Genomic DNA, 12823 nt, shown 5'->3' on the forward strand with positions numbered 1-12823 from the left:
CAAGATATCTTGTGACGGCCTCCGGCTCGACAGGGGTCCACGCCGCGTTCCGGGCGATCTCCCGCCACGCGGCCGAGCGGCCGTGGCGGGAGACGCCGGTACGGTCCTCAGATCGGCCGGGTGACGGTCATGTCGTCCGGCGCGGACTCCCCGGCGCGCTGCTGGGGGAAGAGCACCGCGCCCTGCTGGATCGCCACCGTGCGCGCGGGGGAGGGGATGCGGATGCCCTCCTCGCGGTAGCGGCGGTGCAGCCGCTTGATGAACTCGTGCTTGATCCGGTACTGGTCGCTGAACTCGCCCACGCCCAGGATCACGGTGAACCCGATGCGGGAGTCGCCGAAGGTGTGGAAGCGCACCGCGGGCTCGTGCTCCGGCACCGCGCCGGTGATCTCGGTCATCACCTCGGCGACGACCTCCTTCGTCACCCGCTCCACCTGCTCCAGGTCACTGTCGTACGACACCCCGGCCTGCACCAGGATGGTCAGCTGCTGCTCCGGACGCATGAAGTTGGTCATGTTCGTCTTGGCGAGCTGCGCGTTCGGGATGACCACCAGGTTGTTGGACAGGTTGCGGACGGTCGTCTGGCGCCAGTTGATGTCCTCGACGTAGCCCTCCTCGCCGCTGCTGAGCTGGATGTAGTCCCCGGGCTGCACGGTCTTGGAGGCGAGGATGTGGATGCCCGCGAAGAGGTTGGCGAGGGTGTCCTGCAGCGCCAGCGCGACCGCCAGACCGCCGACGCCCAGGGCGGTGAGCAGCGGGGCGATGGAGATGCCGATCGTCTGCAGGCCGACCAGGAAGCCGATCGCGAGGACCAGGATCCTGGTGATGTTCATGAAGATGGTCGCCGACCCGGCGACACCGGAGCGGGCCTGGGTGACCGAGCGCACGAGGCCCGCCACCACCCGGGCGGCCGACACCGTGGCGGCGAAGATCACCAGCAGCGTCAGCACCTGGTTGACGTTGTGCTGGACGGTCCGGGTCAGCGGCAGCGCCGCCGCCGCGGAGGCCATGCCGCCCGCGACCGCCGCCCACGGCACGATCATGCGCAGGGCGTCCACCAGGACGTCGTCCCCGCGCCAGTTGGTGCGCTCGGCGTGCCGGCCGAGCCAGCGCAGCAGCATGCGGAGCAGGAACGCGGCCAGCAGGCCGGCGGCGAGGGCGATGCCGGCGAGCACCAGGTCGTCCATGGTCAGCGAGCGGGTCACCGCTCACCTCCGGGCCCTACCCGGTCGGACGGGGCTGTGTGAAGTCGTGTCACGTGGTCACCTGCTCGATTCAACGGGATGTACGGCGGGCCGGCCACCCTGACCCGCGGCCGGCACGATCGCTCATCCTGCCGTATGCCGAGGGGCTGTTCGTACCGCGGCGGGCGGCCCGGGCCCGTGAACGAGCCATGATCCGCCGCCCCCGTCCCGGGACGTGGCGACCCGTCACCGACCGTTCTTGACCTCAACCAAGGTCGAGGTCCTACCTTCGCGGTCATGAGCATGGAGACCACAGCGTGGACACAGCTGCGCAGCGTCATGACCGCCGAGGACGAGCACCGTCCCGTGACGCGCGGGACGCTGCGCCGCATCGCCGCCTTCGCCCGCCCGCACCGCCGCCGGCTCACCCTGTTCGTGCTGCTCGGCACGGCGACCGCGGCACTCGCCGTCGCCACCCCGGTGCTCGCCGGACAGGTGGTGGACACGATCGTCTCCGGCGGCGACGGGGCCGCCGTCGTCCGCCTGGCGCTGCTCATCGCGCTGATCGCGATCGTGGAGGCCGGCCTCGGGGTCCTCGGCCGGAGACTGTCGGCGGCGCTCGGCGAGGAGCTCATCCTCGACCTGCGGACAGCGGTCTTCGACCACGTGCAGCGCATGCCCGTCGCGTTCTTCACCCGCACCCGCACGGGAGCGCTGGTCTCCCGTCTCAACAACGACGTCATCGGCGCCCAGCGGGCCTTCAGCAACACCCTGTCGACGGTGGTCGGCAACGTGGTGACCCTGGTGCTCGCCCTCGCGGTGATGCTCACCCTGTCGTGGCAGATCACCCTGCTGGCGCTGGTGCTGCTGCCGGTGTTCGTCGTCCCGGCCCGGCGGATGGGCCGCCGCATGGCCGCCATGCAGCGCGAGGCCGCCGCCCTGAACGCGGCCATGGGCACCCGGATGACCGAGCGGTTCTCCGCCCCCGGCGCCACCCTGGTCAAACTGTTCGGCCGCCCGGAGGAGGAGTCCGAGGAGTTCGCGGCGCGCGCCCGCCGGGTCCGCGACATCGGCGTCCGCACGGCCACCGCGCAGACGGTGTTCATCACCGCCCTGACCCTCGTCTCCGCCCTGGCCCTCGCGCTGGTCTACGGCCTCGGCGGCCGGCTCGCGCTCAGCGGCGTCCTCGAACCGGGCGCGGTGGTGGCGCTGGCCCTGCTGCTGACCCGGCTCTACGCGCCGCTCACCTCGCTGGCCGGGGCCCGGGTGGAGCTGATGAGCGCGCTGGTCAGCTTCGAGCGGGTCTTCGAGATCCTCGACCTGGAGCCGATCGTCCGGGAGAAGCCGGACGCGCGTGAGGTGCCCGAGGGCCCGGTCGCCGTCGAGTTCGACGACGTCCGCTTCGGCTACCCCTCCGCCGACAAGGTCTCCCTCGCCTCCCTGGAGGAGGTCGCCGTCCTCGACCCGCGCGGCGGCGAGGAGGTCCTGCACGGCATCTCCTTCCGCGCCGAACCGGGGCAGACCGTCGCCCTCGTCGGTTCCTCCGGCGCCGGCAAGTCGACCGTCGCGGCCCTGCTGCCGCGGCTGTACGACGTCGACTCGGGCGCCGTGCGCGTGGGCGGCGTCGACGTCCGCGACCTGACCGCCGCCTCCCTGCGCGCCACCCTCGGCATGGTCACCCAGGACGGCCACCTCTTCCACGACACCGTCCGTGCCAACCTGCTGCTCGCCCGGCCGGACGCGAGCGAACCCGACCTGTGGGACGCCCTGCGCCGGGCCCGCCTGGACACCCTCGTACGGACCCTGCCCGACGGCCTCGACACGGTGGTCGGGGAGCGCGGCTACCGGCTCTCCGGCGGGGAACGCCAGCGCATGACCATCGCGCGGCTGCTGCTGGCCCGCCAGCGGGTCGTCGTCCTCGACGAGGCCACCGCCCACCTGGACAACACCTCCGAGGCCGCCGTGCAGGAGGCACTCACCGAGGCGCTGGAGGGCAGGACGGCGGTGGTGATCGCCCACCGGCTGTCCACCGTCCGCGCGGCCGATCTCATCCTCGTCGTCGAGGCCGGCCGGATCGTGGAGCGCGGCACGCACCGGCAGCTGCTGGCCGCCGGCGGCCGCTACGCCGAGCTGTACCGCACCCAGTTCGGCGACCGGCCGGCCACCGACGGCCCGGGCGACGGGCGCGGCGCACCGGCGGCGGCGTAGCGGACCCTCACGCGGCCGGCGGGGGCGTAGCGGATCCTCACGCGGCCGGCGGGGGCCGCCGCCGCGCAGGCCGCCGCCGGCCCCGGAACCGGGACCGGCGGCGGCACCGGGTGGGTCACTTCCCCTTGCCGGCCGCCTCCGCCCGGCCCGTGTCCTTCGCGGCGCCGGACCTGGCACGGCCGGAACCACCGCGGCCGCGACCACGGCCCCGCCGCCCGCCGTCCCTACCGCCGCCCGCGTACGCCTCGAGCTCGATGGCGAGCGGCGAGGCGGTCAGGACCGACGAGTACGTGCCCACCAGCATGCCGATCAGCAGGGCGAGCGCGAAGTCGGTGAGCGAGTCGCCGCCCAGCACCGCCAGCGCGGCCAGGATGAAGATCACACCGATACCGGTGTTGACCGTACGCGGCACCGTCTGCAGGATCGCCTGATTGGTGACCTGGGCCAACGGCTCCTTGCTGTCCTTGCGCCACAGCTCGCGGATCCGGTCGAAGACCACGACGGAGTCGTTGACCGAGTAACCGATCACGGTGAGCAGCGCCGCCAGGAACACCCCGTCGATCGGCTTGCCCAGCCAGGCGAAGATGCCCGTGAGGATGACCACGTCGTGCGCCAGGGCCGCCACCGCGCCGGTACCGAACATCCAGCGGAACCGGAACGCCAGGTACAGCAGCTGGGCGCCGAGCGCCAGGCCGAGCGCGATCAGCGCATTGCGGCGCAGTTCGTCACCGAGGCTCGGACCGATCAGCTCGTCACGGACCTTCTCCGCCCCGTCGCCGACCCCGGCGACGGCGTCGGCGACCCGGACCGCCTCCGCGTTGGTCAGCTCCTCGGTGCGCACCGTGATCTTGTCGTCACCGGAGGACTGCACGACGGCCTGCGGGAAACCGGCGTCGGCCAGGGCGTCGCGGGCCCGGTCCGGGTCGACGGTGGTGCCGGTGGAGTACTCGATCAGCCGGCCGCCGGTGAACTCCACGCCGAAGTTCAGGCCGCGCACCACGATGCCCGCGCCGGCGACGGCCAGCACGACGGCGGACACCGCCAGCCAGCGGCGCGGGCGCCGCATCAGCTGCGGGTTGCGGCGGGTGAGGTACGCGCGGACCCGGCCGATGGACGACAGGCCGGTGATCCCCGGCCGGCGGTGCACCCAGTTGCGGGCCACGGCGAACTCGGCCAGTACCCGGGTGATCACCAGGGCGCTGATCATGGACGCGACGACACCGATGCCCAGGGTGACACCGAAGCCCTTGACCGGGCCGGACGCCAGCAGGAACAGCAGCACCGCCGCGATCAGCGTCGTGACGTTGGAGTCCGCGATGGCGCTGAACGCGCCCTTGAAACCGGCGGTCAGCGCGGACCGGCTGCTGGGCCGGTTGCGCTTGCCGTACTCCTCCCGGGCCCGTTCGAAGACCAGCACGTTGGCGTCCACCGCCATGCCGATGGCCAGGACGAAACCGGCCAGACCGGGCAGGGTCAGCGTCGCACCGAGTGCCGCAAGACCGGCGTAGGAGATCAGGCCGTAGCAGAGCAGGGCCAGCGTGGCCAGGACACCCATCAGCCGGTAGACGACGATGATGAAGATCGCGGTGAGGGCGGTGCCGACGACCGCCGCCCAGGCGCTCGCCTCGATGGCCTCGGCGCCCAGCGTGGGGCCGACGGTCCGCTGCTCGACGGTCTCGACCGGCACCGGCAGGGCGCCGCCCTTGACCAGCAGCGCGAGCTCCTTGGCCTCCTCGCTGGTGAAGGAACCGGTGATCTGGGTGGACCCACCGGTGATGCCGGCCCCGCAGGACACGGACGGGTCGACCTGCGGCGAGGAGATGATCTTCTTGTCCAGGACGATCGCGACCCGGCGCTGCGGGTCACCCGCGGGGTGGCAGGCGGCCTCGCCGGTCAGTTCGGCCCAGCCCTTGTCGTCCTCGAAGTCCACGGTGACGTGCCAGCCCGCGCCGGTCTGCTGGTCGATGAGGGCCTCGGCGTCCTCGACGTCCTGGCCGCGCAGGGCCGCCGGGCCCAGCCGGAGCCGCTCACCCGACTCGTCGGGCAGCACCTCCTCGCCCTTCTCCTGCGGCTGCTCCGCCCCGGTGGCGGCGCCGAGCACCGGATGGACGGAGAGCTGGGCGGTACGGCCCAGTACGTCGGCGGCCTGGCGCGGATCCTGCAGGCCGGGCAGCTCGACGATGATCCGGTTCTCACCGGAGCGGACGATGCCCGGTTCGGCCACCCCGAGCGCGTCGACGCGGCCGCGCAGCACCTCCAGGGTGCGGTCGGTGGCCTCGCCGTCGGCCTTCACGGTCTCGGAGTCACGGGTCTCCAGCACGATCTGGGTGCCGCCCCGCAGGTCCAGGCCCAGACGGACCGGAACGGTGACGGCGATGAACACGGATGCGGCGATCACGGCGAGCGCGAACAACGCCCTGACGCGGGCGGGACGTTTCACAGATGCCTCCAGCAGGCACGCAAATGAGAGGGAAGAGGGAATCTCAGGTGCTGGAGGCGACGGGCGGAGCCCGCCCCAGGTCGGAGGGGACGTGGGCGGCCGCGGGCGGAGCGTGTCCCGCGGCCGGAGCCGGCCGCGCGGGCCGGGGCGTCATCAGCGGCGCGTAGGCCGGGGTGAAGAGCAGGTGCCCGTCGAACACCGTCCGCTCACCGGCGTCCCGTTCCAGCCGGGTGAGCAGCGCCCGGACACCCACGTAGGCGTCGTCGCTGTAGGGACGGGTGTCGGAGGAGTACGACGTCGGGGCGGGGGACGCCGGAGTCAGGGGCGCGCGGGAGGCGGCACCGGGCACGGACTCGGCGCCGCCGGTGACGCCGAGCGCCAGCAGCACGGCCGCGAAGGCGGCGAAGGCCGCCGCGGCCGCACGGAACGGTAGGCGGGGAGCACGTCCCCGCGGGTCGGTGGTCAAGGCTCGACGAGTCCGGCGCGGATGGCGTAGCGGGTCAGTTCGAGGCGGTCCCGCAGCCCCAGTTTGTGCAGCAGGTTCTCGCGGTGCCGCTGCACCGTCTTGACGCTGATGAACAGCAGCTCGGCGATCTCCTTCGACGAGTGCCCCTCGGCGACGAGTTTCAGCACCTCCTCCTCGCGGGGCGTCAGCAGCTGCTCGGGCGCCTCCTCCCCGTGCCGCACCCGGTCGAGGTAGTTGCGGATCAGGGCCGTCACCGCTCCCGGGTACAGGAACGGCTCGTCCCGCATCGCGGCCCGGCAGGCGGCCACGAGATCACGGTCGGCGACGGACTTCAGCACGTAGCCGCCCGCGCCCGCCTTCAGCGCCTGGAACAGGTACTGCTCGTTGTCGTGCATCGTCAGCATCAGGATGCGCAGCCCCGGCTTCAGCGCGGTCAGCTCACGCGCGGCCTGCAGACCGGTCAGCCGCGGCATGGCGATGTCCAGGACCGCCAGGTCGACGTCATGGGTGCGGGCCATGGCGATCGCCTCCGCGCCGTCACCGGCCTCGGCCACCACCTCCAGGTCCGGCTCCCGGTCGAGGATGAGCCGCACCCCGCGCCGCACCAGGGCGTGGTCGTCGGCGAGCAGGATCCGGATCCTGGGCTGCGTCCGGTGGTCGGCGGGCGTTTCCTGAGGGGTCATGACTGCTTCCTGACGGTGGGCACGGTGAGCCGGACCCGTGTCCCGGTTCCTGGGCCGAGGGCGGTGCGGGCCGGGCTGTTCCCGGCCGGGCTCGAGATGTCCAGCATGGCCCCGATCAGCAGGGCCCGTTCCCGCATCCCGCGAAGACCGGCACCCTCCTGCGCGGCTCCGATGCCGCGCCCGTCGTCGGTCACCTCCAGGACGACACGACCGTCCACGGCGCGCAGGCTCAGCTCCACGTTCCGCGCCTCCGCGTGCCGGGCGGCGTTGGTCAGACTCTCCTGCGCCACACGGTAGATCACCAACTCCGTCTCGTGGTCCAGTGCGGGCAGATCGGAGTCGAAGCGGCGCCGTACGCGCAGTCCGGTGTGCGTGGCGAACTCCGTCGCCAGCGAGGTCACGGCACTGACCAGGCCGAGGTCGTCCAGGACGCCCGGACGCAGCCGGCGCACCAGCCGGCGGACCTCGTCCAGACTCTCCCGGGTGATCTCCTGCGCCTGCTGCAGCTCACCGCGCAGCGGCTCGGACGCCTCGTCCGCGGCCCGTTTCAGCGCCAGCAGCACGGCGGTCATGCTCTGCCCGACCTCGTCGTGCAGCTCCTGGGCGATACGCCGCCGCTCGCCCTCCTGGGCCAGGATGGCGCGGGCGCTGCTCGCCACGCGTTCCCCCTCCAGCCGCTCCAGCATCGCGTTGAAGGAGCTGACCAGCTCGGCCACCTCCCCGCCACCGCGCTCGGGCAGCCGCTGACCCGGACGCAGCAGGTCGACGGTGGACATCAGCCGGGTCACCCGGTCCAGCGGCGCCAGCCCGATGCGCAGCAGGGCCGCGTTGGCCACGAGCATCACGCCGAGCCCGCCCACCAGGATGATCGCCTCGGTGAGCAGCACCGGAACGGACACGGTCACCGGAGCCCACAGCAGCAGCGCCGTGGCACTGCCGAGCACCACGGCATTCAGCCCGAAGATCCGCCAGTACAGGGACACGGAGGTCACGCCTTCCTCTTTCTCGTCTGCCTCTACTGTCGGTCACCGCTCGTTCTCCCGCGGCGGCGGCCCCCATCGGTCCCGGCGGACAGCGCACAGCGTGCACGGCCCGCACCGCCCGGGTCGATGGGCCCCACGCCCCATTTCACGCGGCCCACCGGACCCATCCCGTACGGGGTGGGTCCTCGGACCCGTCGGAGATGGGTACCGCGCCCAATGGGCGCCAAGCGGAAAACGGGCGAGGGTGAGGACAACATCCGTACGTCATGAGGAGGCCCCTCCGTGTCGCTCGACCTGCCCCGCACCGAACCGCGCTCCCTCAACCCGGCCGCGGACGAGGTCCGTCAGCGGCTCGAACACGCCCGAACGACCCGCCTCGCACAGCTCAAGGCCCTGGACGACACCGGGCAGAACCCCGGTGACCACCTGATGTCCAACCAGAAGGACGCGATCAAGCGCGTCCTCACGGAGATCGACGAGGCCTTCGCGCGGGTCGAGGACGGCACCTACGGCACCTGCCTGGGCTGTTCGAAGTCCGTGCCGCCGGAGCGCCTGGAGATCCTCCCGCACACCCGGTACTGCGTCGCCTGCCAGAGCCGCGCCGCCTGACCCCCCTTCGTTCCGTCCATCCGCTCTGCCCGAGGGGTGCAGTGGTGACCCACCAGACCATCGACGAGCCCGACACGGTCCTCACCCCGGAGGACCTCGCCGCGCTGCGCGAGATCCTGCACGAGCAGCGGCTGTTCCGGCAGGAGCAGCTGCGGCAGTTCGCCTCCACGACCCGTGCCGACGACCGTCGCCGGCAGGCGGACGCCGCCCAGCTCGAGGTCGGCGTCAAACTCGCCGCCTCCGCCCGCATGGTGCTCGCCGACGTCGAGGCGGCACTCGCCCGGATGGACGCCGGGGACTACGGCACCTGTCATCTGTGCCGCCGCCCGGTCGAACGCCACCGCCTGCTGATCGTCCCCCAGGCCCGCTATTGCGGGCGCTGCCAGCAGGTGAGGGAGGCCGGCCGGTGACCGTGATCCGGCACCCCCGGCCGGCTCCCGTACGTCACCGGCACTGGCCGCTGTGCCGGCGCTGCTCAGGTATCGCTCTCGACCTGGGCAGCGCCCGCACTCGCGCGTGGATCGCGGGACGGGGCATGGTCCTCGACGTCCCCACCGTCACCTTCCCGGGCACCGGAGCCGTCCACCCCATCCAGCGCGGCACCATCGTCGACACCGACGGCACGGCCCGCATGCTGGACCGGCTGCTCGGACACCGGATGCCCAGGATCGGCCGCCCCCTGGTCGTCCTCGCGGCCCCCGTGCTGGACGGGCTCGCCTTCCGGACCGCGGCCCGGGCGGCCGTGGAGATCCTCCGGCCGCGCGCCGTGCTGACGGTGCCCGGCGCGCGGGCGGTGGCGCTGGCCGCCGGAGCCGACCACGTCCGTCCGCTGCTGGTGGTGGACATCGGCGCCCACCTCACCGAGGTGGTGCTGCTCGCGGACGGCGCGGTGACCGACGCCCGCCGCACCGCGCTGGGCACCGGCGACCTCTGCGACGGCACGGAACCCGAGCTGATCACCGAGGCGGTGACCGGCATGGTGACGGCGATGCTGCGGCAGGACCGCACCTCCCTCACCCGCACCGCCCTGCGCCGCGGCGTATTGCTGGCCGGCGGCGGCGCGCTGCGCCCCGACATCACCCGCGACCTGCCCGACGGCCTCGGCTGCGCGGTGCAGCCGGTGCCGTCCCCGCACACCGCCGCCGTCCGCGGCGCCGCCGGTCTCCTCGCCGCGGCCCACCACCACCCCTCCGTCAGCGATCTCTGAGCCACCCCGGTTGCCTGCGACCCCGCACGAAGGGAGAGACGACGTGGCGGGCGAGATCCCTCCGGCGCAGCCGCCCCCCGGCCCGCCCCCGCGCCCCCTTCTGTGGCGCCACCGACGCAACCCCCTGCGCCGCCGCACGGACCGGCTCCGCAGCTGGATCGGCCTCGGGGTGCTGATCGCCGTCCTGGCCGTGGCGCCCGTGACCGCCGTCCTCGTCGGCGACGCCGCCCGCGGCCACTACGAGGAGACCGCGCGCCACCAGACGCAGACCCGGTACGAGACGGACGCGACGCTCACCCGGGACGCGCCCCGTCATCCGGAGCCGGGTTCGGACGAGGAGAAGCACACCCGCTACCCGGTCGAGGTCCGTGTCGTCACCCGGGAGGGCCGCACCCGCACCACCCGCGCCGAGGTCCGGCCGGGGCTGTCCGCCAGCCACACCGTACGCATCTGGATCACCGAGGACGGCGAGGCGACGGAGCCGCCGCTGACGCCCCAGGAGGTCCGCAGCCGCACCGTGGGATGGGCGCTTCTCTCCGCCCTGGGCGTCGCCCTCACCGGCGCGGCCGTCCACGCCCTGACCGCCCTGGTGCTGCGCCGCCGCGACCTGGCCCGCTGGGACACGGCATGGGCGGAGACCGCACCGCGCTGGACGTCACCCACCTGAGCCGGCGAGCTCCGCACGGGACCACGCCACGCGAGAGCTCACCCATGCCGGGCTTCGAAACATTCGATGACCTTCCTTGAGGCTTCGAGGAGTTTCTCCCTCGCGCCGCGTCGTGCTTGTGATTGACCGGTTCAGTAAGCGCGTTGACATGCGTCTTCTTTGAGGTAGCGCCCTTTCCTGACCGAGCGAAGATTTCGAAACATGGACCGAAACTGTTGACGCTTGACGCGCACAGGCCAACACTGTCCGGCATCGACCTCCCCATCGAGCCGTCACAGGAGGCGCACCACCATGAACGTGTCCGTCCGCCCCGATGGCCGCCGACGCGGCCGCCTGCTGCTCAGCGTCAGAAGCGTCTGGACCGTCGCGCTGGCCGCCGTCACCGCGCTGCTCCTGACCGCCACCACCGCCACCGCCGCCGTCACCACGAACCAGACCGGCACCAACAACGGCTGGTGGTACTCGTTCTGGACCGACGCCCAGGGAACCGTCTCCATGGACCTGGGCTCCGGCGGCAACTACAGCACCCAGTGGCGCAACACCGGCAACTTCGTCGCCGGCAAGGGCTGGAGCACCGGCGGCCGCAAGACCGTCAACTACTCCGGCAGCTTCAACCCCTCCGGCAACGCGTACCTGACGCTCTACGGATGGACCACCGGCCCGCTCATCGAGTACTACATCGTCGACAACTGGGGCACCTACCGGCCCACCGGCGAGTACAAGGGCACCGTCACCACCGACGGCGGCACGTACGACATCTACAAGACCACCCGGTACAACGCCCCCTCGATCGAGGGCACCAGGACCTTCGACCAGTACTGGAGTGTCCGGCAGTCCAAGCGCACGGGCGGCACCATCACCAGCGGCAACCACTTCGACGCCTGGGCGAGCAAGGGCATGAACCTGGGCAGCCACAACTACATGATCATGGCCACCGAGGGCTACCAGAGCAGCGGCAGCTCCAACATCACGGTGAGCGAGGGCTCCGGCGGTGGCGGCGGCAACGGCGGCGGCAACGGCGGCGGCGGTGGTGGCGGCAACGGCGGCTGCAACGCGACCCTGTCGGCCGGCGAGAAGTTCGGCGACCGCTACAACCTCAACGTCTCGGTGAGCGGCTCCAGCAACTGGACCGTGACGATGCGGGTCCCGTCTCCGGCGAAGGTCTCCTCGACCTGGAACGTCAGCGCCTCCTACCCCGACAGCCAGACCCTCGTCGCCAGGTCCAACGGCAGCGGCAACAACTGGGGTGCCACCATCCAGGCCAACGGCAACTGGACCTGGCCGACGGTCTCCTGCAGTGCCGGCTGACCCCCGTCCGAGGAGGACCCCACCCATGAGAACCGGACAACGGCGTGCACTCACCCGGTACTTGGTCCCGGGCCTGACCGTCGCCGCACTGACCGTGGCGGGAACCGTGACGTCGACCGTCAACGCACCCGGGTCGCACGCGGCCGCCTGCAACGGCTACGTCGGACTCACCTTCGACGACGGCCCCCAGGCCGGCAGCACCCCGAACCTGCTCAACGCGCTCAGGCAGAACGGGCTGCGGGCCACGATGTTCAACCAGGGCCAGTACGCCGCGGCCAACCCCGCCCTGGTCAGGGCCCAGGCCGACGCGGGCATGTGGATCGCCAACCACAGTTACACCCACCCCCACATGACCCAGCTGAGCCAGTCCCAGATGGACTCGGAGATCGCCCGCACCCAGCAGGCGATCGCGAACGCCGGCGGCGGCACACCCAAACTGTTCCGGCCGCCCTACGGCGAGACCAACTCCACGTTGCGCTCGGTGCAGGCCAAGTACGGCCTGACCGAGGTCATCTGGGACGTCGACTCGCAGGACTGGAACAACGCGAGCACCGACGCCATCGTGCAGGCGGCGTCCCGGCTCACCAACGGCCAGGTGATCCTGATGCACGACTGGCCGGCCAACACCGTCGCCGCCATCCCGCGCATCGCGCAGAACCTCGCCTCCCGCGGCCTGTGCGCCGGCATGATCTCCCCGCAGACCGGCCGTGCGGTGGCCCCGGACGGCTCCGGCGGCGGGGGAGGGGACGGCGGTGGCGGCGGTACCGCGTGCACCGCGACCGTGTCGGCCGGCAGTCGCTGGGGCGACCGCTACAACCTCGACGTCGCGGTGGCCGGCGCGGACAACTGGACCGTGACCATGAAGGTCCCGTCACCGGCGAAGGTCTCGGCGACCTGGAACGTCAGCACGTCCTACCCCGACAGCCAGACGCTCGTCGCCAGGTCCAACGGCAGCGGCAACAGGTGGGGGGTGACGATCCAGGCCAACGGCAACTGGACCTGGCCGACCGTCTCCTGCAGCACGAGCTGAACCCGCCGGACCGAGGGCGAGCCGCAGCACGCACCCCG

The 12823-nt window shown here is 72.3% G+C and carries 12 protein-coding genes; 7 read left to right on the plus strand and 5 right to left on the minus strand.

Translation table 11 applies throughout. The annotated features are described in order from the left end of the window. Window positions 1–107: 107 nt before the first annotated feature. A complete protein-coding gene (locus tag IE118_RS31930) occupies window positions 108–1205 on the minus strand; it encodes a mechanosensitive ion channel family protein (protein ID WP_189561592.1) in 1098 nt (365 codons plus the stop codon). A 282-nt stretch (window positions 1206–1487) separates the two neighbouring features. Here IE118_RS31930 and IE118_RS31935 point away from each other — a divergent pair, with 282 nt between their 5' ends. Then, window positions 1488–3392, plus strand: coding sequence for an ABC transporter ATP-binding protein (locus IE118_RS31935; RefSeq protein ID WP_189561627.1), 1905 nt, complete (start codon window positions 1488–1490; stop codon window positions 3390–3392). 115 nt (window positions 3393–3507) lie between these two features. On the opposite strand, the gene secD is transcribed toward IE118_RS31935, so the two are convergent. The 4 genes from secD to IE118_RS31955 are packed head-to-tail and all read right to left on the minus strand — an operon-like array spanning window position 3508 to window position 7973. Then, window positions 3508–5832 carry a protein translocase subunit SecD gene (secD, locus tag IE118_RS31940; protein ID WP_189561593.1) on the minus strand — a complete coding sequence of 775 codons (2325 nt, stop codon included), beginning with the start codon at window positions 5830–5832 and terminating at the stop codon, window positions 3508–3510. Between the two features lie 43 nt (window positions 5833–5875). Further along, window positions 5876–6298: a hypothetical protein gene (locus IE118_RS31945; RefSeq protein ID WP_189561594.1), complete on the minus strand. Its 423-nt coding sequence runs from the start codon at window positions 6296–6298 to the stop codon at window positions 5876–5878. After that, window positions 6295–6981: a response regulator gene (locus tag IE118_RS31950; protein WP_189561595.1), complete on the minus strand. Its 687-nt coding sequence runs from the start codon at window positions 6979–6981 to the stop codon at window positions 6295–6297. The genes IE118_RS31945 and IE118_RS31950 overlap by 4 nt, the downstream gene beginning before the upstream one ends. Further along, window positions 6978–7973, minus strand: a complete 996-nt coding sequence (locus tag IE118_RS31955; RefSeq protein WP_189561596.1) for a HAMP domain-containing sensor histidine kinase — start codon at window positions 7971–7973, stop codon at window positions 6978–6980. Before IE118_RS31955 ends, IE118_RS31950 begins: the two co-directional genes overlap by 4 nt. A gap of 273 nt (window positions 7974–8246) precedes the next feature. On the opposite strand from IE118_RS31955, the gene IE118_RS31960 reads away from it, so the two are divergent. From IE118_RS31960 to IE118_RS31985, 6 genes are all read left to right on the plus strand, one after another. Then, the gene (locus IE118_RS31960; RefSeq protein ID WP_189561597.1) at window positions 8247–8573 is read left to right on the plus strand and encodes a TraR/DksA family transcriptional regulator; all 327 of its coding nucleotides are present in this window, start codon (window positions 8247–8249) and stop codon (window positions 8571–8573) included. Between the two features lie 41 nt (window positions 8574–8614). Next, window positions 8615–8983, plus strand: a complete 369-nt coding sequence (locus IE118_RS31965; RefSeq protein WP_189561598.1) for a TraR/DksA family transcriptional regulator — start codon at window positions 8615–8617, stop codon at window positions 8981–8983. Further along, window positions 8980–9780 (plus strand): rod shape-determining protein, encoded by an 801-nt coding sequence (locus IE118_RS31970; RefSeq protein WP_189561599.1) that lies wholly within the window; start codon window positions 8980–8982, stop codon window positions 9778–9780. Before IE118_RS31965 ends, IE118_RS31970 begins: the two co-directional genes overlap by 4 nt. Window positions 9781–9823: 43 nt before the next feature. Further along, window positions 9824–10447 carry an Rv1733c family protein gene (locus IE118_RS31975; RefSeq protein ID WP_189561600.1) on the plus strand — a complete coding sequence of 208 codons (624 nt, stop codon included), beginning with the start codon at window positions 9824–9826 and terminating at the stop codon, window positions 10445–10447. A gap of 291 nt (window positions 10448–10738) precedes the next feature. After that, on the plus strand, window positions 10739–11755 hold the full coding sequence (xynA, locus tag IE118_RS31980) for an endo-1,4-beta-xylanase XynA (RefSeq protein ID WP_189561601.1): 1017 nt from the start codon (window positions 10739–10741) through the stop codon (window positions 11753–11755). Between the two features lie 25 nt (window positions 11756–11780). Then, window positions 11781–12785 (plus strand): polysaccharide deacetylase family protein, encoded by a 1005-nt coding sequence (locus IE118_RS31985; RefSeq protein WP_189561602.1) that lies wholly within the window; start codon window positions 11781–11783, stop codon window positions 12783–12785. Window positions 12786–12823 lie beyond the last annotated feature (38 nt).

The organism is Streptomyces pilosus, assembly GCF_014649835.1.
Lineage (GTDB): Bacteria > Actinomycetota > Actinomycetes > Streptomycetales > Streptomycetaceae > Streptomyces > Streptomyces pilosus.

Coding starts and splice junctions, on each gene's coding strand:
- IE118_RS31935 (WP_189561627.1), top strand. CDS start 1,488: ATGGAGACCACAGCGTGGACACAGCTGCGCAGCGTCATGACCGCCGAG.
- IE118_RS31950 (WP_189561595.1), bottom strand. CDS start 6,981: ATGACCCCTCAGGAAACGCCCGCCGACCACCGGACGCAGCCCAGGATC.
- xynA (WP_189561601.1), top strand. CDS start 10,739: ATGAACGTGTCCGTCCGCCCCGATGGCCGCCGACGCGGCCGCCTGCTG.
- IE118_RS31985 (WP_189561602.1), top strand. CDS start 11,781: ATGAGAACCGGACAACGGCGTGCACTCACCCGGTACTTGGTCCCGGGC.